The 19,440-nt window shown below is 70.0% G+C and carries 19 protein-coding genes and 1 pseudogene; 6 read left to right on the forward strand and 14 right to left on the reverse strand.

Annotated features, from left to right (window positions below):
• Window positions 1-77: 77 nt before the first annotated feature.
• The 6 genes from CFB34_RS08525 to CFB34_RS08550 form a co-directional block, all read right to left on the reverse strand.
• Complete coding sequence (locus CFB34_RS08525) at window positions 78-1,025, reverse strand: TauD/TfdA family dioxygenase (protein WP_089442890.1); 948 nt, start codon at window positions 1,023-1,025, stop codon at window positions 78-80.
• A gap of 161 nt (window positions 1,026-1,186) precedes the next feature.
• Window positions 1,187-2,140 carry a TauD/TfdA family dioxygenase gene (locus CFB34_RS08530; protein ID WP_089442889.1) on the reverse strand — a complete coding sequence of 318 codons (954 nt, stop codon included), beginning with the start codon at window positions 2,138-2,140 and terminating at the stop codon, window positions 1,187-1,189.
• Between the two features lie 148 nt (window positions 2,141-2,288).
• Entirely contained in the window at window positions 2,289-3,134 is an 846-nt protein-coding gene (locus tag CFB34_RS08535; RefSeq protein WP_089442888.1) for an ABC transporter ATP-binding protein, read from the reverse strand.
• Window positions 3,135-3,174: 40 nt separating this feature from the next.
• On the reverse strand, window positions 3,175-3,996 hold the full coding sequence (locus tag CFB34_RS08540) for an ABC transporter permease (protein WP_089442887.1): 822 nt from the start codon (window positions 3,994-3,996) through the stop codon (window positions 3,175-3,177).
• A gap of 42 nt (window positions 3,997-4,038) precedes the next feature.
• Window positions 4,039-4,881, reverse strand: coding sequence for an ABC transporter permease (locus CFB34_RS08545; RefSeq protein WP_089442886.1), 843 nt, complete (start codon window positions 4,879-4,881; stop codon window positions 4,039-4,041).
• A 15-nt stretch (window positions 4,882-4,896) separates the two neighbouring features.
• Window positions 4,897-5,964 (reverse strand): ABC transporter substrate-binding protein, encoded by a 1,068-nt coding sequence (locus CFB34_RS08550; protein WP_089442885.1) that lies wholly within the window; start codon window positions 5,962-5,964, stop codon window positions 4,897-4,899.
• Window positions 5,965-6,178: 214 nt separating this feature from the next.
• Between CFB34_RS08550 and CFB34_RS08555 the strand changes: the two genes are divergently transcribed.
• On the forward strand, window positions 6,179-6,553 hold the full coding sequence (locus tag CFB34_RS08555; RefSeq protein ID WP_089442884.1) for a phage protein NinX family protein: 375 nt from the start codon (window positions 6,179-6,181) through the stop codon (window positions 6,551-6,553).
• 22 nt (window positions 6,554-6,575) lie between these two features.
• On the opposite strand, the gene CFB34_RS08560 is transcribed toward CFB34_RS08555, so the two are convergent.
• Together CFB34_RS08560 and CFB34_RS08565 are read right to left on the reverse strand one after the other, a co-directional pair.
• Window positions 6,576-7,562, reverse strand: a complete 987-nt coding sequence (locus tag CFB34_RS08560) for an ABC transporter substrate-binding protein (RefSeq protein WP_089442883.1) — start codon at window positions 7,560-7,562, stop codon at window positions 6,576-6,578.
• A 157-nt stretch (window positions 7,563-7,719) separates the two neighbouring features.
• The gene (locus tag CFB34_RS08565; protein ID WP_089442882.1) at window positions 7,720-8,598 is read right to left on the reverse strand and encodes a LysR family transcriptional regulator; all 879 of its coding nucleotides are present in this window, start codon (window positions 8,596-8,598) and stop codon (window positions 7,720-7,722) included.
• Window positions 8,599-8,698: 100 nt separating this feature from the next.
• On the opposite strand from CFB34_RS08565, the gene CFB34_RS08570 reads away from it, so the two are divergent.
• Together CFB34_RS08570 and CFB34_RS08575 are read left to right on the forward strand one after the other, a co-directional pair.
• Window positions 8,699-10,270: an MFS transporter gene (locus CFB34_RS08570; protein ID WP_089442881.1), complete on the forward strand. Its 1,572-nt coding sequence runs from the start codon at window positions 8,699-8,701 to the stop codon at window positions 10,268-10,270.
• Window positions 10,271-10,357: 87 nt separating this feature from the next.
• Entirely contained in the window at window positions 10,358-11,299 is a 942-nt protein-coding gene (locus tag CFB34_RS08575; RefSeq protein WP_089443366.1) for an AEC family transporter, read from the forward strand.
• Window positions 11,300-11,334: 35 nt separating this feature from the next.
• Here CFB34_RS08575 and CFB34_RS08580 read toward each other — a convergent pair whose 3' ends face one another.
• From CFB34_RS08580 to CFB34_RS08595, 4 genes and pseudogenes are all read right to left on the reverse strand, one after another.
• The gene (locus CFB34_RS08580) at window positions 11,335-11,766 is read right to left on the reverse strand and encodes a DUF1090 family protein (protein ID WP_089443365.1); all 432 of its coding nucleotides are present in this window, start codon (window positions 11,764-11,766) and stop codon (window positions 11,335-11,337) included.
• A 160-nt stretch (window positions 11,767-11,926) separates the two neighbouring features.
• Window positions 11,927-13,111: pseudogene (locus CFB34_RS08585) on the reverse strand (LysR family transcriptional regulator).
• 61 nt (window positions 13,112-13,172) lie between these two features.
• Window positions 13,173-13,901 carry an aspartate/glutamate racemase family protein gene (locus tag CFB34_RS08590; RefSeq protein WP_089442880.1) on the reverse strand — a complete coding sequence of 243 codons (729 nt, stop codon included), beginning with the start codon at window positions 13,899-13,901 and terminating at the stop codon, window positions 13,173-13,175.
• Window positions 13,902-13,923: 22 nt separating this feature from the next.
• Complete coding sequence (locus CFB34_RS08595; RefSeq protein WP_089442879.1) at window positions 13,924-15,474, reverse strand: NCS1 family nucleobase:cation symporter-1; 1,551 nt, start codon at window positions 15,472-15,474, stop codon at window positions 13,924-13,926.
• A gap of 231 nt (window positions 15,475-15,705) precedes the next feature.
• On the opposite strand from CFB34_RS08595, the gene CFB34_RS08600 reads away from it, so the two are divergent.
• Both CFB34_RS08600 and CFB34_RS08605 read left to right on the forward strand, forming a co-directional pair.
• Window positions 15,706-15,969 (forward strand): hypothetical protein, encoded by a 264-nt coding sequence (locus tag CFB34_RS08600; protein ID WP_242808580.1) that lies wholly within the window; start codon window positions 15,706-15,708, stop codon window positions 15,967-15,969.
• Between the two features lie 225 nt (window positions 15,970-16,194).
• Window positions 16,195-16,743 (forward strand): DUF3005 domain-containing protein, encoded by a 549-nt coding sequence (locus CFB34_RS08605; protein WP_089442878.1) that lies wholly within the window; start codon window positions 16,195-16,197, stop codon window positions 16,741-16,743.
• A gap of 64 nt (window positions 16,744-16,807) precedes the next feature.
• Here CFB34_RS08605 and CFB34_RS08610 read toward each other — a convergent pair whose 3' ends face one another.
• Window positions 16,808-17,569, reverse strand: coding sequence for a DUF4397 domain-containing protein (locus tag CFB34_RS08610; RefSeq protein WP_089442877.1), 762 nt, complete (start codon window positions 17,567-17,569; stop codon window positions 16,808-16,810).
• Between the two features lie 523 nt (window positions 17,570-18,092).
• Between CFB34_RS08610 and CFB34_RS08615 the strand changes: the two genes are divergently transcribed.
• Window positions 18,093-18,425 (forward strand): hypothetical protein, encoded by a 333-nt coding sequence (locus CFB34_RS08615; protein WP_089442876.1) that lies wholly within the window; start codon window positions 18,093-18,095, stop codon window positions 18,423-18,425.
• A 121-nt stretch (window positions 18,426-18,546) separates the two neighbouring features.
• Here the strand turns inward: CFB34_RS08615 and mmsB are convergent, their stop codons facing one another.
• A complete protein-coding gene (gene mmsB, locus CFB34_RS08620) occupies window positions 18,547-19,437 on the reverse strand; it encodes a 3-hydroxyisobutyrate dehydrogenase (RefSeq protein WP_089442875.1) in 891 nt (296 codons plus the stop codon).
• Window positions 19,438-19,440 lie beyond the last annotated feature (3 nt).

Below are 19,440 nucleotides of genomic sequence, written 5' to 3' on the forward strand. Positions count from 1 at the left end.
TTTTCGTCCGCGCGGTGCGATGAAGGGAAAGGCCGGCGCGATACGGTGCGCGCCGGTTACCGGCAGAGCGGTTCGGTTCAGTTGAGCGCGACCGCCGCCGCGGCTTCGACCGGCGAGCCTTCGAGCGCGACCGACGGGCGGCCGTCGGGGCCGACCGGCACGTCGCCGATGAGCGTCGTGCGATACAGCTGGCGATCGAAGTCGAGATCGAAGATGTCGACGGGCGCGAGGTGGGCGGTCGCGCGGTTGTCCCAGAACGCGATGCTGCGCGGTTCCCACTTGAAGCGGATCGTGAATTCCGGCCGCGTCACGTGTTCCCACAGCAGTTCGAGCAATGCCTGGCTCTCGCGCGGCGTCAGCCCGACGATCGATTTCAGGAAGCTCGGGCTCACGTACAGCGCGCGTTCGCCGGTCTCCGGATGCACGCGCACGAGCGGGTGCTCGGTGACGAGCGGGCGGCGTTCGACCGCGTCGTCGAACGCGCCGGTGGCGCGCGCGCCGGCCGGCGGCGTGAAGCGGTGAATGCCGCGCAGGCCGTCGACGAAGCCGCGCAGCGGCGCGGACAGCGTTTCGTACGCCCGCACGAGGTTCGTCCAGTGCGTATCGCCGCCGTACGGCGGGATCGTCACGCCGCGCAGGATCGACGCCCACGGCGGGTTCACGGCGGCCGTCACGTCGGTGTGCCAGCCGGTCCATGGGCGGCGCACCGGTTCGCCTTCGAAGCGTGTCGCCTTGCGGTGCTTCGCGATCGAGTAGACGGCCGGATGCCCGTCGACGTGCCCGAACACCGGGTGGCCGACCGTCGGCTCGCCGAACTGCGCGGAGAACGCGACATGCTGCTCGTGCGTGAGGAACTGCTCGCGAAAGAAGATGACGCGCCATTTCAGCAGCGCGGCGCGGATCGCGGAGATCTGCGGCGTGGTCAACGGTTGCGTGAGATCGACGCCGCGGATTTCCGCGCCGATATGGGCGGACAGCGGAATCACGTCGACCGGCTGGGCGGCGGGTTCGAGTAGGGCGCTCATGTGACGCTCCTGGCGGAAGTGGAGGGGGCGGAGGGCCGACATCGTTGCGCGGGTGCGCGTCGGTCCGGCGGCGGGAAGGGCATGGTCGGTGTCCGGTAGCGAAAAGCGGGGGGGCAGGCGCGGCGGCGCGCACGGAGCGCCGCCGCCGCGCGACACGGGCATTACTGCAGCGTCGCGCCCGGCCCCTTCAGCACGACGCTCTGGCGGCCGTCGATGCCGACCGGCACGTCGCCGTGCACGGTGGCGCGGCGCACGACGCGGCGCGCATCGCCGTAGTCGTTGATCGCGTAGTGCTGCGTCGCGCGGTTGTCCCAGATCGCGACGTCGCCTTCCTGCCAGTTCCAGCGCACGGTGTTCTCGAGACGCGTCACGTGTTCATGGAACACCTGCAGCAGGTGCGCGGAATCCTGCGCCGACAGCCCCTTGAGCCGCTGCACGAAATGCCCGAGCACGAGCGTGCGTTCACCGGTTTCCGGGTGGACGCGCACGACCGGGTGCTCGGTTTCGTAGACGGTCGACGTGAACACTTCGCGGTAGCGCTTCAGTTGCGAGTCGTCGGCATGCACGTGCGTCGACGCGTAGTCGTACGCGTTGGTGTGCAGCGCCCACAGCGTGTCGGCGAGCGCGCGCAGCGGGTCGGGCAGGTTCGCGTACGCCGTGGCCGTGTTGGCCCACACGGTGTCGCCGCCGAACGGCGGAATCACGACGGCGCGCAGGATCGAGATCTTCGGGTACGCATCGACGAAGGTCACGTCGGTGTGCCACGAATTGGCGCGCGCGCCGTGCGCGGAATCGAGTTCGAGCAGATGCGCGCTGCCGTCGACGGACGGCACGGTCGGGTGCGCGACGGTCTTGCCGAAGCGGCGTGCGAACGCTTCCTGCGCGGTGTCGTCGAGATGCTGCTGGCCACGGAAGAACAGCACCTTGTGGCGCAGCAGCGCGGCCTGGATCGCGTCGAACGTCGCGTCGTCGAGCGTGCCCGACAGCCGCACGCCGGCGATCTCGGCGCCGATCCGGCCGGCGACCTGGCGAAGCTGGAGCGGCGTGGCGGCCGTGCGCGGCGCGGCGTGCGAAGCATGCGAAGACGGGTGAGCGGCGTGCTGGACTTCGGACATCGGGAGTCTCCTGGAGTCGGGTCGGGCGAGTCTCCATTCAAGCAGGGACCGCGCGCAATCGGAACCGATGAATCGTCACAACCTTAGCGTGTGCGCAGCGATGATCGATATGCATCGTCGTGCTGAGCAATGCGGTGCGGCATGCGCGCTACCACGCAAGCCGCCATTCGCCGATCCGGTGCGGGCGCGGCGTGTCGATGCGCTTACCGCCCGGGCGATCGTCGCCCGGCGGTTCGTGGTCGTCGAAATCGGCGAGCACGGTGTCGCGCAATCGCGCGAATTCCGGCGAATCGCGCCGGCGCGGGCGTGGCAACGCGACATCGACGATGCGTTCGATACGGCCCGGGCGTGGGGCCATCGTCACGACGCGGTCGCCGAGATACACGGCTTCGTCGACGTCGTGCGTGACGAGAATCATCGTGATGCGCTCCTGTTCCCAGATGCGCAGCAGTTCGTTCTGCATCCGTGCGCGTGTCTGCGCGTCGAGCGCGCCGAACGGTTCGTCGAGCAGCAGCACGCGCGGGCGGTTCACGAGGCCGCGCGCGATCGCGACGCGCTGCGCCATCCCGCCCGACAGCTGGTTCGGATACGCGTGCTCGAAGCCGTTCAGCCCGACGAGCGCGATGTGATCGGCCACCGCGCGCCGCTTCGCGGCCGCATCGAGCGGCGCGTTGCGCAGCGCGGCCTCGATGTTCTGCGCGACGGTCAGCCACGGGAACAGCCGGTGATCCTGGAACACGATCCCGCGCTGCAGCGACGTGTCGCGCACGCGTTCGGCGCCGGCCCGGATCTCGCCCGCGTAATCGGTATCGAGCCCGGCGATCAGCCGCAGCAGCGTCGACTTGCCGCAACCGCTCGAGCCGACGATCGTCACGAATTCGCCGGCGCGCACGTGCAGCGACACGTCGTCAAGTACGGCGAGCGCGGCGCCGCGTTGCGCATAATGCTTGCTCACGTGGAGGATGTCGAGCGAATCGGAGGCGAGGGTCGTCATGGCGGGGCGAGGAAGAGGGTGACGAGAAAGAAACGGGCGATCAGCGCGCCAGGTCGCCGCGCCGGGCCAGCACCTTGCGTTCGATCGCACGCGCGATCGCGTTCAGCGCCCAGCCGGTCACGCCGACGACGATGATCCCGAACAGCACGAGATCCATGCGGAACTGTTCGCTGCCGTCGATCAGCGTGTTGCCGATCCCGCTGCCGGCGACCAGCAGGTATTCGGCGCCGAGCGTCGCGAGCCACGAATAGATCAGGCCGAGATACAGCCCGGTGAAGATCGACGGCAGCGCGGCCGGCAGGATCACGTAGCGCACCAGCTGGAGCCGCGAGTAGCGCAGCGCGCGGGCGACGTCGACATACGCGCGCGGCACCGCATGAATGCCGTCGCAGGTGTGCGCGGCGACGGGCAGCAGCGCGGCGAGCGACAGGAACACGACCTTGGCGACGTCGCCGAGGCCGAACCACACGGAAATCAGCGGAATCCACGCGAACAGCGAGATCTGCTTGAACGTGTCGAAGCTCGGGCCGACCATGCGCGCGGCGACGCGCGACAGTCCGAGCGCGGCGCCGAGCAGCAGCCCGCCTGTCGCGCCGAGCACGAAGCCGCACGCTTCACGCGCGAGCGACGCGGACAGCGCGCGGCCGAGTGCGCCGCTCGTGGCTTGCACCCATGCGGTGCGCAGCACGTCGGCGGGGCCGACGAGCAGCCCGCTGGTCACCAGGTGCGCGGACGCGATCGCCCACCACAGCGCGAACGCGACGAGCGGCAGCACGAAGCCGCGCCAGTCGGGGGCGCGCAGGCGGCGGGCGGTCGCGGTGGCGGGCGGGGTGGCGTCAGGCGCGGCGGAGGGATACGTCAAGGGTAGGACTCCTTCGGTTGCGCGGGCGGGGGCAGCAGCAGTTCAACCGCGGAACGCGGACGGCACGCCGCGGCGCAAGCGCGCTTCGAGCGCATCGAGCAGCCGGTTGATCGCCAGGCCGACCGCGCCGACGACGATCACGGCCGCCATCACGAGATCGAGCTGGAACAGTTGCCGCCCGTACACGATCAGGTAGCCGAGCCCTTCGGACGATGCGACGAGCTCGACGACGACGAGCGCGAGCCACGACTTCGTGAATGCGAGCCGCACACCGGTCGCGAGCGTCGGGATCGCGGCGGGCAGCACGACGTGCACGATGCGTTGCCGGCGCGTGTAGCCGAATACGCTGGCGACTTCGTCGAGCGCGGGCGGCGTCTGGCGAAACCCTTGCAATGTGCTCAGCGTGACGGGGACGAGCGCCGCATGCGCGATCAGCAGGTATTTGAGCGGCTCGCCGACACCGACGAGCAGCAGCAGGAACGGCAGCCAGCCGAGCACCGGAATCTGCACGAGTGCGTTGAAACTCGGCAGCACGTAGGCTTCCAGCGTGCGCGACAGCCCGAGCGCGACGCCGGTCGCGAAGCCGAGCAGCGTGCCGGCGGCGAAGCCGACCAGCACGCGTTGCAGGCTGATCAGCGTGTGGCGCACGAGGTCGCCGCTCGTCGCGAGATCCTTGAGTGCGTCGAACACGCGCTCGGGCGGCGGCAGGATCTGCGGCGCGATCCAGCCGCGCGCGCTGCCGATGGTCCACAGCGCGAACAGCAGTGCGGGCAGCAGCCACGGCGCGAGCCGCCACGACCACCGCTTCACGGCCGCCGCACGGCGAGGCGGCGCGGCGAGCGCGTGGCGCCCGGAGGACGGAAGGGAAAACGCGGTGTCGCTCATCGTGGCGGGTCCGTGTCAGGAAAGCGGCTTGCCGGCTGCGTCGTAGCGTGGCCAGTAGCTTTCGAGCTTCAGCGTGCGCAGCGCATTGTCGAGATACTTCGGCTCGAACCAGCCGTCGACGTCGACCGGCTGACGGATCAGCTTCAGCGCCAGCGCATCCTGCGCGACGGACTTGTAGCGCGCGACGAAGAACGGATCGATCAGCGGCGACAGGCGGTCCTTCAGGCGCTGGTTCGCGTAGTCGGCCTGCCACGACGACACCGGCACGCCGCTTTTCGCCCACAGCTTGAACAGCGCGTCGCGGTTCGCCTCATCGGACGACCATTGCGCGCCCTTCACGACTGCGGTGACGACGCGCTGCACGATGTCCGGATGCGCGCGCTCGAACTCGTCGAGCACGAGCAGGTGAGTCTGGCGCGTGAGCTGCGGGCCGTCGTTCTGCGATTCGTAGATGATCTTCGCGAGCCCCGCGTCGCGCAGCTTGTACAACTGGTAGTCGCCCACCGACGCATCGATGCCCTTCGACGCGAGCGCGGCGAGCGAACTCGCGGCGTCGAGATTGATCACGCGCAGGTCGCGTTCGCCGAGGCCGTTTTTCGCCAGCGCGTTGTCGGCGACGAGCTGCAGGTTCGTGCCGCGGAAAATCGACACGCGGCGGTCCTTCAGGTCCTTGATCGAGCGGATCGGGGAGTCGGGCGGCACCGCGATCTTGACGCCCGAGCGCACGCTCGCGGCGAGCAGCAGGCGCGTCTTGATCCCGTTCGCCCGCGCGAGCACGGCGGGCAGGTCGCCCTGGTACGCGAAGTCGAGTGCCTTGTTGGCGATCGCCTCGTTGACGGCCGGCCCCGCGCCCTTGAAGAACAGCCACTCCACCTTGATGCCGTCGGCCGCGAACTCCTTTTCGACCAGCTGCTGCAACTGCGCGGTGGCCGCACTCGAGCCGCCGAACGTCGGCGGATCGCCGGCGCCTTGCTGGGCGACACCGATGCGGATGGTGGCGGGCTTGTCGGCGTGCGCGGCGGTGGCCGGCAACGCAATGAGGGACGCGATCAGCAGCGAGCGAAGCAGGCGCAGTGGAAGCATGAATCGATGGGTCCGGAACGTTGGGGAGCGAGGCTGTGCGACAGCCTGTCGAGTCATTCTCGATGACGTGTCGGGGCCGGACAAGAAACGATTTGAACTATGCTTATCGCGGGGCGGCCGATGACGATACCTGCCGCGCGAGCACTGAGCCCGTGCGGCTGCGCGCACAATGGACAGGCTATTTTGCGTCGCGACGGCGACCATGGAGGCGGGCATGCAAGTCCACGACCTGACGGGCGCGGCGCTCGACTACTGGGTGGCGATGGCGGAGGATCTCGACGCCCCGCGCGCCGACGCATCCGGATGTACCGCGATCCGCGAACCGGGGGGTGTACCGGCCCCATTCGCGCCGTCGTCGTCATGGGCCGACGGCGGCCCGATCGTCGAGCGCTTGCCGTTCGCCGGATTCGAGCGCGACGGCGGGCGCGGCGCGTGGCGGGCCGTGCTGCACCGGGCCGTGCCGGCCGCGGGCGAGCGCTGCACGTTCAACCAGTCCGGCCCGACGCTGCTGGTCGCCGCGATGCGCACGCTCGTCGCGTCGACGTTCGGCGACGACGTGCCGGATCTCGATATGGCGCGCCCGCGTTGAACGCGGCCACGCGCGGCAGCGTTCAGGCCGATACGTTGCGGATCGCGATCGACGCGACATCGACGCGCCGCGGCAGGATCGCGTCGGCCGCCGCGCGGTCGGCGACACGCTGTAGCACGTCGATGTCCGCGCTGCTGAGGCTGCGCTGCGCGAGCGCGGCCCGGCGCGCGATGTCGGTGGCCGCGTCGGGCGGCAGGCGCGTGAGCGACGCATAGACGCTCGCATAGTCGCCCGGATGCGCGAGCGCCCATTGGCCCGCGCGGGCGAGCCGCGCCAGCACGTCGGCGAGCGCCGCGCGCTTCGCGCGATCGTCGAGGGTGTCGACCGGCGACGTCAGGAACGCCAGCCCGGAATTGATACCGCTGCCGTCGCGGACGATGCGCGCGCCGCGCCGGACCGCATGCCCGTAGTACGGATCGAACGTCGCCCAGATGCCGATCCGCTTCGCCTCGAACGCGGCGAACGCATCGACGGGCAGCACGAAGCGCACGTCGACATCGCGCGGCGTGAGGCCGTGTTCGCGCAGCGCGCCATACAACTGGTACTGCGAGATGCTGCCGCGCGCGGACGACACGACGACGGTTTGCCCTTTCAGGTCGGCGACGGTGCGGACCGGCGAATCGGGCTGCACGACGATGCCGAGCGACGCCGGCGAGCCGACGCGCGTCGCGACGATCCGCAACGACGGGTCGCCGAGCGCGGCGGTCAGCACGGGCAGGTCGCCGGCCGGCGCGAGATCGATCGCGCCGGCGCGCTGCGCCTCGAACAGCGGCGCGGCCCCCTGGAAATTGGCCCAGCGGAACCGGTAAGGCGTGCCGTCGAGCACGTGCGCGGCTTCCGCAAGCGCGCGCAGGCCGCCGGCCTGGTCGCCGAGCACGAGCGTCACGCCCGACAGGTCGGCGCCGGCCGCCTGGGCGGGCCGTACGATGGCGCCCGCGAGCGGCGCGGCGGCGAGGGCGGCAAGACGCTGCAGCACTCGGCGGCGCGCCGGGGTGGCGGAGGGATTCATCGGCGGGGTGTCCTCGGTGATCCGCGCGCAGGCGGCGCGGCTGCCGGGCAGGTTACGGAATCGGTTTCCGGCCGACAAACATCGAATCGTGCAATGCATATTCGCGCGGCGACGGCCGGCATGGCTGCGCTCGCCGCATGCGGGCTTCAGGCGGCGCTTACGCGGCCGACGGAACCGTCCGCAGGAACGCGCGTACCGCCGGCGCCTTGTCGAAGCGCCGGTGCGCGAGCGCCAGTTCCGACGTGATCGGCTTGCCGGCGATCGGCCGGTACACGACGCCCGGCAGCGACACGCAGCCGGCGAGCGCATCGGGAATCACCGCGACCCAGCCATTCACGGACACGCACGCGAGCACCGCGAGCAGGCCGCCCGGGCGGGCGGCGATCAGCGGCGCGAAGCGGCCGCGGCGCGCGACGTCGAGCGTGCCGCGCTCCTGTTCGGGTACCGCGAAGCGCGCGTCGGCGAGGTCGGCCGCGCGAATGGACGACATCGACGCGTAGCGCGACCCGGCCGGCACGGCGGCGACGAACACGTCGCGCTGCAGCGTGACGACCCGCAGGCCGCCGGGCAGCGGCAGTGGCGGGCGCACGTATGCGAGGTCGAGCCGGCCCGTGTCGAGCTGGTTCGCGACGTCGTCCATCGGCACTTCGCGCAGGTTCAGCTCGATGCGCGGGTGTGCGTCACGAAACGCGCCGACGGTGCGCTGTAGCGTGCCCGAATAGACGGCGGACGACACGTAGCCGATCTCGATCCGGCCGAGTTCGCCGCGTTCGGCCAACGCAGCGAGTTCACGGCCGCGCTGCAGGTGCTCGACCGCGGCGCGTGCCTCGGCGAGATAGGCCTCGCCGGCCGCGCTCAGCGTGACCGCGCGGCGCGACCGGTGAAAGAGGCGCACGCCGAGCACGCGCTCGGCTTCCTGGATCTGCCGCGTGAGCGCGGGCGGCGCCATGTCGAGCGCTTCGGCCGCGCGGGCGAAGTGCAGGTGCTGCGCGACGCTCAGGAACGCGCGGACGTGACGGAATTCGAGCCGGTCCATGATTGCAATTTTCGTTAATAAAACAGCATCGGTGTGTCAATGACAGGCAATACGGGCCAAGCCTAGCATAAGGCTCGTCGATCCTGTTCCGGAGTAACCGATGTCCCAACCTTCCCCGGCGTCGCGCGCAGGCGCGGCTGTCGCCCCACGCACGGGCCCCCGCCTGGCCGCCGCCGCGACGCTCGCCGTCGCGTCCGCCACCTGCTCGCTGATCGTGCTCGACACGAACGTCGTCGCCGTGTCGCTGCCGAGCATCGCGCGCGGTTTCCATGCGAGCTTCGCCGATATCGAATGGGTCGTGAGCGCGTACATGACCGCGTTCGCCGCCTGCCTGCTGCCGGCCGGCGGGCTCGCCGACCGCTTCGGGCGCAAGCGGATGCTGTTCACGGGGCTCGCGCTGTTCTTTCTCGCGTCGCTCGGCTGCGGCGTCGCGTCGACGGCCGGCTGGCTGATCGCCGCCCGGGCGGTGAAGGGCGGCGGCGCCGCGCTGCTGCTGACGGCCGCGCTCGCCGTGATCGCGAACCGTTTTCCGGACGGGCGCGAACGGGCGCGCGCATGGGCGATCTGGGGCATGTGCATGGGGACCGCGACGGCCATCGCGCCGCTCGTCGGCGGCGCGATCACGCAATGGATCGGCTGGCGCTGGGTGTTCCTGCTGAACCTGCCCGTCTGCCTGTTGCTGGCGGCCGGTGCGCGTGTCGCGATCGACGAATCGCACGATCCGCACGCGAAACGCGTGGACGCGGCCGGCAGCCTGCTGTTCGGCGCGGCGCTCGCGTGCGCGATCGCGGCGCTGATCGGCGCGCCGTCGCACGGCTGGCTGTCGGCCGCGACGCTCGGCCGGCTCGCGCTGGCCGCCACGCTCGTCGCGGCGTTCATCGGCGCGGAGCGCTGGCAGGCGCGGCCGATGATCGATCTCGCGCTGTTCCGCCAGCCGCGCTTCGTCGGCGCCGTGCTCGCGATGTTCGGCTATGCGGCGTGCGCGCAGGTGATGATGACGTTCCTGCCGCTTTACCTGCAGAACGCGTTCGGGATGTCGGCGATCGACGCGGGGCTCGGGATGCTGCCGTTCGCGATCGCGATGATCGCCGGGCCGTCGCTCGGCGCGGCGCTCGCCGCGCGCGTGTCGTCCGGCGGCGTGCTGGCGGGCGGGCTCGCGCTGATCGGCGCGGGCAACCTCGCGACCGCGGCGCTGACGGCCAGCGGCGACTACCGGCTCGTCGCGCTCGGCATGTTCGTGACGGGCTGCGGCGCGGGCATCATGAACGGCGACACGCAGAAGGCGATCATGGTGTGCGTGCCGCCGAACCGCACCGGCATGGCATCGGGCATCAGCACGACGACGCGCTTCTCGGCGATCGTGACGGCCGTCGGCGTGCTCGGCGCGGTGCTGACGGCGAGCACGCAGGCGCGGCTCGATCGGTTGCTGTCCGCCGCGCCCGGCCTGCGTGCGTTCGCCGACGCGCCGTTCATGTCGAGCCTGCTGGCCGGCGACCTGGCGCGGGCGCTCGAGCGTGTGCCGCCGTCGGCCGCCGGTGCGCTCGCGCAGGCGGCGCCTGTCGCGTTCGCGAGCGGCTTCGCCAATGCGCTGACGGTGAGCGGCGGGCTCGCGCTCGCCACCGCCGTCGTGGCCTACAAGTTGCTTGCGCAACCGATGCGCGACGGCGCGTGACGCCCGGAGCAATCCGCGCCGCGCATTGGACGCGACCCGCCGGAACCATTAAGCTGGCGCGTTCCGGTTTCACGCAGCGTGTTCAAGATGTCATCGACGATCGAGATTCTGTTGCCCGTGTTCGGGCTGATCGCGGCAGGGTTCCTGTGCCGCCGGCGCGGGGTGCTGGGGCCGGCGGCGGCCTCGGAACTCAACCGCTTCGTCGTGTGGCTCGCGCTGCCCGCGTTGCTGTTCCAGATCATGGCGCACGCATCGTGGCACCAGTTGTATCAGCCGGCTTTCGTGGCCACGTTCGCGCTGACCTGCGCGCTCGTATTCGTCGGCGTGCTCGCGTGGCGCCTGTTCGCGGGGCGCGGGCTCGCCGATGCGAGCATCGACGCTATTGCCGCGTCGTACCCGAACACCGGCTATCTCGGCTTCCCGCTGTGCCTGCTCGCCTTCGGCACCGACAGCCTCACGCCGACCACGATTGCGACCATCCTGGTGGCGTGCGTGCTGTTCGCCGGCGCGATCGTGCTGATCGAGGTGGGGCTGCAGCGCGATCGCGCACCGCTGCGGCTGATGTGGAAAGTGGTCGGCGCGCTGCTGCGCAACCCGCTGATCGTCGCGCCGCTGGCCGGCGTTTGCGTGTCGGCCGCGCAGGTGCCGCTCGGTGCGCCGGTCGATACCTTCCTGAAGCTGCTCGGCGGGGCCGCGAGCCCGTGTGCGCTCGTCAGCCTCGGGCTGTTTCTCGCGGAGAAGCGGGAAGGGTCCGGCGCCGCACCGCGGGGCAGCATCGCGCTGACGGCGGTGAAGCTGTTCGTGCAGCCCGCACTCGCGTGGTGGCTTGGCGTGCGCGTGTTCGCGCTGCCGCCGGTGCTCGCGCAGATCGCGGTCGTGCTCGCCGCGTTGCCCACGGGTACCGGGCCGTACATGCTGGCCGAGTTCTACGGGCGCGAAGCGCAGGTGACGTCGCGCACGATCCTGTTGTCGACGCTCGGGTCGATCGGGTCGTTGTCGGTGCTGCTCGCGCTGGCGCGGCACGTCTGACGCGGCACATCGTGTCAGCGCATCACGTCAGCCCTTCAGCCCTTCAGCGCGTCGCGATCGATCTGCGCATCGTGCAGGTCGCGTGTTGCGTTGCGCAGCTTGATCTGCTTGTCGGCGAGCTTGCGCTGCGCCTTGTTCAGCTGCTTCGCATCGCCGAGCGCTTCGGCTTCATGGATGCGTGCCTGCGCTTTGTGCATCTCGTCCTGCGCGCGCTGCAGATCCCGCTGCTTGTCGGCGAGCTTGCGTTCGGCGCGCGCGAGCTGGCCGGCGTCCGTGCAATGGGCCTTGACCTGGTCGAGCGCGGCTTGCTGGCGCATCGCCTGAGGCGCGTTGCCGAACCGCTTCGCGTTGTCGATCTGTGTCTGCAACGCGCGGATGCGCGTCGCGCAGTCCTGCGTATCGGCGAATGCGCCGGTACTCGCGAGCAGCGCGACTGGAACGGCCAGCGCAACGAGTGTCTTCTTCATGCGGGTTTCCTCGATGGGGCGGCGGCGGGCATCCGTGATGCAGAGCGTCATCCGCCAGGGTTCGAGGCGTCATTCTGACGATTCGGTGCGGACCGGGTACATAGGACCGGTCTGACTTGCCGCGACTGCACGGATCGCTCCGGCGTGAGAATGACGACCGTCAATGCGACTTCGTCGCGAGGCGGTGGAGGCGTGCCGCTTGGGCGACACGCCGAGGATGCGGCACGTGGCAATGCGTGGCCCGCCTGCGGCGCGTGCGTCGTGCGGGTTCGGGGGGATCGGCCGCGACCGGCGTGCTATTCCGTGCGTCCGCGTCCACGTCCACGACTGCACCGGCGGCCACCGCCGCCACCGCCGGCTGCATCGCCTCGACATCGAGCCACGCACGCGTCGCTTCCGCGATCAGCCCACGCAGCCAGCGCACGCCTTCGGCGCATGCCCCCGCTTCGTTCCAGGTCATCCGGTACACGATGTCCGGCGGTTCGGCCGGCAGCGCGACGGCGGCGAGCGGCAGCAGCTTCGCATAGTGCCGCGCGAGCCGGTACGTGGTGGTCAGCAGCATGTCGGTGCGCACGAGCGCATGCGCGGCGAGTTCGAAGTGCGGCAGCGTGACGACGATCCGCCGCTGCAGGCCCACGCGTTCGAGTTGCCGGTCGATCGCGCCGGACGCCTCGAGCCACGACGGTGTCGGGCACAGCTGCGGCGCGTCGGCAAACTCGGCCGCCGTCATCGTGCCGCGCCGCGCGAGCGGATGCGTCGCGCGCATCAGGCAGACGACGCGATCGTCGAACAGGTCGTCCTGCCGGAACCGCGACGCGCGGGCCGGGCGATTGTCGATCACGATGTCGAGCTCGCCGTCGGCCAGTGCGCGCTCGTCGTCGAAGCCGTCGCCGAGCGGATGGAACACGAGTTGCGCGTCCGGCGCGCGTTCGCGGAACAGCGCGACGAGCTTCGGCACGAACAGCACGTTCAGGTAGTCGGGGCAGCCGATCCGGTAGGTCCGCACCGACGTGCGCGCATCGAACCTCGGCTGCTGGATGCGGATGAAGTCGATCACGCGCAGCGCGTTGCGCAGCGGTTCGATCAGCCGCGCGCCGAATTCGGTCGGCACCATCCCTTAGCGGCTGCGCACCAGCAGCGGATCGCCGAGCAGCGTGCGCAGGCGCTTGAGCGCGGCGCTGGTGGCCGGCTGCGACATGTTCAGGCGCACGGCCGCACGCGACACGGTGCGCTCGGTCAGCAGCACGAGCAGGATGCGCATCAGCCGTGCATCGAGCACGTCGAGCGCGCCCGCGGCGTCGGACGCGCCGCGGGGCAGGGTGTTCGGGTCTAGTGGGTCCCGCATGCCGATGTGCCTCCCGGCGCCCCGCTGCGCGAGTGCGACGCAGCAGCGGGCCGGCGCCGCGTCATTGTGCGAAGGTGCCCGGCCAGCCGACGATCCGCTTCGGGCGCGGCGGCGCGTACGTGCGGACTTTCGACGTCTTCAGCTTCAGGCGCACCAGCGACTCGGCGAGCGCCACCGCGGCCGAGACGCCGTCGACGACCGGCACGCCCGTGCATTCCTCGATCTGCCGGTCGAGGCCGGCCATCCCGCCGCAGCCGAGGCAGATCACTTCCGCGTGATCGTCCTTCACAGCGCGCTGCGCCTGGCCGACGATCGACTCGATCGCGCGGGCCGGGTTCTCCTCGAGCTCGAGCACCGCGAGGCCGCTTGCGCGCACCGACGCGCAGCGCGCGTCGAGCCCGGCGAGCTTCAGGCGATCCTCGATCAGCGGCACCGTGCGGTCGAGCGTCGTGACGACCGAGTAGCGATGGCCGAGCAGCATCGCCACGCTCGCGGCCGCTTCGGTGATGTCGACGACGGGTACCGTCAGCAGTTCCTGCAGGCCTTCGCGGCCGTGTTCGCCGTAGCCGGCCTGGATCACCGCGTCGTACGGCTCGTCGTAGTGCATCACGCGATCCATCACGGCGATCGCCGCGAGGTAGCTCTCGAAGTTGCCTTCGACCGACTCCGCGCCGAAGCGCGGCGTCAGCCCGACGATCTCCGTGCCCGGCGACGCGGCGGCCTGCGCTTGCGCGGCGATCGCGTCGGTGATCGACTCGGTCGTGTTGACGTTGACTACCAGGATCCTCATTGCGACTCCGTATGCAGGGGTGTCAGTGTTGGGCGCAGGCGACCGCGATGGATTCGCCCGAACGCGCCTCGTAGTGCCGGTTGCGATCGGCCAGCAGCCAGTACACGCTGCCCGCGATGGCCGCGCCGAGCAGCCACGAGAACGGCGTCATCGCGCTGAAGGCCGGCACGACGGCGAGCGTGATCGAGATCAGCGCGGACGGCACCAGCGCCGCGAGCGCCTTGCGGTTCACGCCGCGCGTGTAGAAGTAGGCGCCGGTCGGCGCTTCGGTATAGAGGTCGGGCACGTTCACGCGCTGCTTGCGCACGAGCCAGTAGTCGACCGTGATGATCCCGTACAGCGGGCCGAGCAGCGCGCCGAGGCCGGACAGGAAGTAGACGATCACGATCGGGCTGTTGTACAGGTTCCACGGCAGGATCAGCACGGCGATCGTCGCGCTGATCAGGCCCGCGCGGCGGAACGACAGGCGATGCGGCGCGAGGCTCGTCAGCACGAAGGCCGGCGCGACGAAGTTCGCCATGATGTTCACCGCGACCGTCACGATCAGGAACGCGAGGCAGCCGAGCACGAGGAACAGCTTGTTCGGCACCGTCGCGATGATCTCCGTCGGGCTGTGGATGATGTGGCCGTTCAGCTTGAACTGCGCGCCGGCGAGCACGAAGCTGATCGTCGCGAACACGAGGATGTTGACCGGCAGGCCCCAGAAGTTGCCCACGCGCACCGTCTTCGCGCTCGGCGACGAGCGCGCGAAATCGCAGAAGTTGAGCACCAGCGTGCCGTAGATCGCGAGCCACAGCGAGCCGCCCGCGAAGATCTCCGTCCACATCCTGAAGCCGGTCAGCGGCTTGCCGATCGACATCGCGAGATGGCCGCCGGTGCGGCTGAACATCCACGCGGCGAGCGACAGCGTCGTGACGAGGATCACCGGGCCGGCGAGCCCTTCGTACTTGCGGACCATTTCCATCCCGTACGTGAGGATGCCGATCTGCACGAGCCAGATCGCGACGAACGTGACCCAGCCGAGCGTCGACAGCCCGAAGATCGCGTTCTGGTCGAATGCGGCGAGGCCCGGCCAGATCGCGGTGAGCAGCACGCGCAGCACGACCGACGCGAGATAGGTCTGGATCCCGAACCATGCGATCGCGATCACCGCGCGGATCATCGCGGGCAGCAGCGCGCCGTAGATGCCGAAGCTCATCCGGCTGATCACCGGGAACGGCACGCCGGTCTTCTGGCCCATGTAGCCGGTGAGGTTCATGAAACAGTAGACGAGCACCGCGCCGATCGCGAGCGATGCGAGCATCTGCCAGCCCGACAGGCCGAGCGCGAACAGCCCGATCGCGAACGAGTAGTTCGCGATGTTGTGCACGTCGTTGGTCCACAGCGCGAAGATGCTGTAGCGGCCCCACGTCCGGCCCTCGGCCTGGGTCGGCGCGAGGTCGGCGTTGTGCAGCCGCGGGCTCAGCGCGGGGTCGCGCGCGGCCGAATCGGTTCGATGCGATGCGTCGTCCGCGCCGAGCACGATGCCCGGGCGGTGGGTGGCTTCCAGTTGCACGCCGTTGTCTCCTTCCATGTGCGGGGCGCGTGACCGGCAACGTGGGAGCGCTGCGCCGGCCCGGCCGCCGTGGACGTTATGTCTCGGATTTGTTCGCGAGTATGGAAGGCCGGCAAGGCGATGGGAAATTAAATATTCGGTTGGGCGTCATTTGAAAAATGAATGGTAGCGGGCGGCCGCGGCGGCGGGGGCCGGCACGCGAATTGCGCGCCTGCGGGCTCCATCCACATCGACATCAGCGGAGGTGTCATGCAGCGATATTCACTTCGACATGTATCGCGAGCCGTCTTCGCCGGCATCCTGATTGCGGGCCTGGCGGCAGGTGCGGGTTGCCAGAAGAAGAGCGACAACGGCGGCACAAGCTCGGACTCGAGCGCCACGAGCGGCATGTCGGCCGCACCGTCCACCGCGCCATCGGGTACGCCGAGCAGCGGGGCGGCCGGCAGCAGTGGCGACAGCGGCGCGAGCATGCCGGGCGCGGCTTCCGCGCCGGGCGGCGCGAGCGGCGGCTGACACGGCTGACACGGCTGACGCGTGGGACGGACGGTGCGCCGGCGGCGCGGCGGTTGTGCGCGGGTGCGCCGTCCGTATGAAGGGCCGTGCCGGCCTGGCACGTGCGCCCGGCGCGGTGCGTGTCGGGCCGCGCCCATGAAAGATTTGCAAGGACCGTTGTAGTGATTCCCGGACCGGCGGCGGCAGCCCTGATGCCGGCGCGCGCCGGCCGGACGAGGAGGTGCAATGCAGAACGCGGAATCGAACCCTACCCCTGAGCAGCAGCGGGAACAGATCGAGAAGAGCCCGGTGAAGACGCCGGCGGCCGGCGACATGCCCGACGCGGCAACCCAGGCGGCGCAGGTCGCGCAGCGTCCGCTGACGCCCGAGAGAATCGCCGGGAAAATGCCGACCGGCTTGCCGCCGATCGAGCGCGGCACGCAGGCGCCCGACAGCGGCGACCCCGTACGGCAAGCGGCCGCGCGGATCCCGACGCTCGACAACGCGAACATGGCGATGACCGACAACACGGTCGACGTCGACGGCAAGGGCATGGAAGCCGCCGCGGGCGCGTCGAAGTGGCACGACAACGTGATTTATTCGAATGCGTCGCTCGACGAAGCGGTCGAGACGCCCGACGAAGGGCTCGGCGGGATCGAGAGCCGCCCATCCGGCAACATGCCGCAGATTGCGACGCGGCCGGGCTGGCGCGTACGCCATGTCGGCGATGTCGACGTCGAGCACGGCGACGGCACGCGCGCCGAACATGTGATCGTCCTGGAGCGGAACAACTGACCGCGTGACGGGAAGAGGCGGCGGGCGGCACGATCGCGCCGCCCGCCGCCATCATGAGCGGTCCTTATTGCGGACCGAGTTCCTGCGCGGACGCATCGGCGTCGTTGCCCTGCGCAACCAGCACGTGGATATCGTTCGGCGTCACGTCTCCGACCCCGCCCGACGGGATCGTCAGCAGCAGCCAGTCGGCGTTGTTGTTGATGGTGACCGGCGCGGTCTTGAGGATCGGCGTCTTGCTGCCTGCCGTCGTGACGATCACCTGGTAGCTGCCGCCGTTCAGGTAGATCGAATCCTGCGTCGATGCCGGCACCGCGTTCTGGTAGGCCGCGCCCGCGAGCGTCGGGCTTTGCGTCGTGATGTCGGTGCCGGGCGGGACGACGTACACGTCGACGTTCTGTGCATTCGGCGACGCGTTGAAGCTGCGCACGCGCGCCTTGTCCGACAGCAGGCCCTTGGCGTACGGATCGTCGATCACGGAAATCAGCGACGTCGTGCTCGGCAGCGCGATCGTCGTGTAGTGATGGCCGTTTGCCGCACTGAACGATTGCGCGGCGATGGTCGTCGTCGTGCCGGAGACGTCGTAGCTCGCGTTCTGCGTGCCCGAGTCGACGTCGTGATAGCGCGTCACGCCCTTGTACGCGATATTGCCCTGGTCGAGCTTCGCGTTCAGGTAGTAGTCGAGGTTGGGCCCGGCCGGCACCGCGTTGATGAAGCGCGCCTGCGGCTTCGAGATGCCGAGTTCGGTGCCGGCGTCGTCGCCGCCGCCACACGCCGCGAGCACGGAAACGACCGAGCAAAGGGCGACCAGCGTTCGTATTGATTTCATGTTGTCCTCTCGTTCATGGAACCTGCTTGCGATGCGGGATCGCCGCGCGAAGGGTCGCGCGGTGCGCAGCGCCGGTTGAGGGAAAGATGCCGTCCGCCGGAGCGGCGGGCGCGTGCATGACGCAAGCGATGTGCCTGCGGGGCGGCAAGCGGGACGTCGGCGCCCCATTCGCCGGTCTGCAAATGGCCGGACTGGGCGCGAGGATCCCCGCGCGATGCGCCGGGAGCAGGCCGGGCGGCCGCCCTGGTGGGGCGACGTGGCGGCGCTGGAAGGATCCGGCAGGAAACCACGGGCTGATCGGCCGCGGCCGTCCGGCAGCGCGATGGGGCAGGCCGACCGGGCAAAAACTACCCGCCGGTCGTATCTGGCCCTGAAAGAGCGTGGAAATATTGCCCCATTTTCCTCATCGTTTAACCATTCGAAACAATGTGTTCACTGAAAGGGGCATGATCTCCGGCGATCGAGCAGGCATACTGTCGCCTATGTTGCTCAATGCGCGTCGAACGGCGCGCGCCTGCCCCCCATGTCCATTCCAGTTTCCTTTCGAACCTTGCGATGGTTGACCGTCGCGGCTGCTGCATGCTTGCTCGCCGCGTGTTCGACCGCTTCCGACGTGACCGCGACGTCGAACCCGAACGTCTATACCGTGACGACCCGCACGGTCGGCGTGTCGACGACGTGGGCCGACGCCCATACGAAGGCCGTCGACGAAGCCACCAACTACTGCACGCAGCGCGGCATGCGCGCGAGCATGAAGCAGGAATCGCTGACCAGCGGCAGCCGGGTCGGCGCGCGCTCCGAACTCGCGTTCGAGTGCCATCCGACCTTCGAGACGGCGTCGAACCCGCGCGGTTGAGCGACCGGCGGCGTTGACGCCGCGTCTGCGCCGCCCGTTTTCCTTCCCCCGCATGCAAAACGACCCGCGATGCCGTTCAGGCACATCGCGGGTCGACGCACGTCCGGGCGGGCGGCGGCAGTTACGCCGGCTGCGCCTCGTACAGCTTCACGCACGCGGAGAAGTCGAGCGTGCCGAGCCCTTGCTGGCTCATCGACTGATAGAGCTGCTGCGCGAGCGCGCCCATCCACACCGGCTGGTGGGCGCTGCGCGCCGCTTCGGTCGCGAGCCCGAGATCCTTCAGCATCAGGTTCGCCGCGAACCCGCCCGCGTAGCCGCGCGCGGCCGGCGCGGTGTCGCTCACGCCGGGATACGGGTTGTATGCGTCCGAGCTCCAGCAGCGGCCGGTCGACGTATTGATGATGCCGGCCAGCACGGCCGGATCGATCCCGAGCGCCGCGCCGAGCGCCATCGCTTCCGATACGCCCATCATCGAGATCCCGAGCAGCAGGTTGTTGCAGATCTTCGCGATCTGACCGGTGCCCGTGCCGCCGCACTGCACGACGTTCTTGCCCATGTCGAGCAGCACGGGGCGGATGCGCTCGAACAGCGCGGCGTCCGCGCCGACCATGAAGGTCAGCGTGCCGGCCTGCGCGCCGCCCGTGCCGCCCGACACGGGCGCGTCGGCGAGCGGGAAGCCGCGCTGCGCGGCGGCCTCGGCCACCGCGCGCACGGTGCCCGGATCGATCGTGCTGCAGTCGATCAGCGCAGCGCCGGCGCGTGCGCCGGCCAGCACGCCGTCATCGCCGAGGTAGACCGCGCGCACGTGCTGCGCGGCCGGCAGCATCGTGATCACGATCGCGCCGCGCGCGGCTGCTTCACGCGGCGAGCCGGCGGCCGTCGCGCCGGCGCGCACCGCGACGTCCACTGCGTGCGCGTCGAGGTCGAACACCGTCAGCGCGTGGCCGGCTTTCAGCAGGTTGGCGGCCATCGGGCCGCCCATGTTGCCGAGTCCGATGAATGCAATTTCCATTGA

This window comes from Burkholderia sp. HI4860, assembly GCF_002223045.2.
Lineage (GTDB): Bacteria > Pseudomonadota > Gammaproteobacteria > Burkholderiales > Burkholderiaceae > Burkholderia.

Excerpts from the sequence above, each read along its gene's own strand:
- CFB34_RS08575 (WP_089443366.1), top strand. The coding sequence starts at position 10,358 with ATGTCATCGACGATCGAGATTCTGTTGCCCGTGTTCGGGCTGATCGCG.
- CFB34_RS08565 (WP_089442882.1), bottom strand. The coding sequence starts at position 8,598 with ATGGACCGGCTCGAATTCCGTCACGTCCGCGCGTTCCTGAGCGTCGCG.
- CFB34_RS08530 (WP_089442889.1), bottom strand. The coding sequence starts at position 2,140 with ATGTCCGAAGTCCAGCACGCCGCTCACCCGTCTTCGCATGCTTCGCAC.
- CFB34_RS08605 (WP_089442878.1), top strand. The coding sequence starts at position 16,195 with ATGCAGAACGCGGAATCGAACCCTACCCCTGAGCAGCAGCGGGAACAG.
- CFB34_RS08555 (WP_089442884.1), top strand. The coding sequence starts at position 6,179 with ATGCAAGTCCACGACCTGACGGGCGCGGCGCTCGACTACTGGGTGGCG.
- CFB34_RS08595 (WP_089442879.1), bottom strand. The coding sequence starts at position 15,474 with ATGGAAGGAGACAACGGCGTGCAACTGGAAGCCACCCACCGCCCGGGC.
- CFB34_RS08545 (WP_089442886.1), bottom strand. The coding sequence starts at position 4,881 with ATGAGCGACACCGCGTTTTCCCTTCCGTCCTCCGGGCGCCACGCGCTC.
- CFB34_RS08615 (WP_089442876.1), top strand. The coding sequence starts at position 18,093 with ATGTCCATTCCAGTTTCCTTTCGAACCTTGCGATGGTTGACCGTCGCG.
- CFB34_RS08525 (WP_089442890.1), bottom strand. The coding sequence starts at position 1,025 with ATGAGCGCCCTACTCGAACCCGCCGCCCAGCCGGTCGACGTGATTCCG.
- CFB34_RS08570 (WP_089442881.1), top strand. The coding sequence starts at position 8,699 with ATGTCCCAACCTTCCCCGGCGTCGCGCGCAGGCGCGGCTGTCGCCCCA.
- CFB34_RS08610 (WP_089442877.1), bottom strand. The coding sequence starts at position 17,569 with ATGAAATCAATACGAACGCTGGTCGCCCTTTGCTCGGTCGTTTCCGTG.
- CFB34_RS08580 (WP_089443365.1), bottom strand. The coding sequence starts at position 11,766 with ATGAAGAAGACACTCGTTGCGCTGGCCGTTCCAGTCGCGCTGCTCGCG.
- CFB34_RS08550 (WP_089442885.1), bottom strand. The coding sequence starts at position 5,964 with ATGCTTCCACTGCGCCTGCTTCGCTCGCTGCTGATCGCGTCCCTCATT.
- CFB34_RS08600 (WP_242808580.1), top strand. The coding sequence starts at position 15,706 with ATGCAGCGATATTCACTTCGACATGTATCGCGAGCCGTCTTCGCCGGC.
- CFB34_RS08535 (WP_089442888.1), bottom strand. The coding sequence starts at position 3,134 with ATGACGACCCTCGCCTCCGATTCGCTCGACATCCTCCACGTGAGCAAG.
- CFB34_RS08560 (WP_089442883.1), bottom strand. The coding sequence starts at position 7,562 with ATGAATCCCTCCGCCACCCCGGCGCGCCGCCGAGTGCTGCAGCGTCTT.
- CFB34_RS08590 (WP_089442880.1), bottom strand. The coding sequence starts at position 13,901 with ATGAGGATCCTGGTAGTCAACGTCAACACGACCGAGTCGATCACCGAC.
- mmsB (WP_089442875.1), bottom strand. The coding sequence starts at position 19,437 with ATGGAAATTGCATTCATCGGACTCGGCAACATGGGCGGCCCGATGGCC.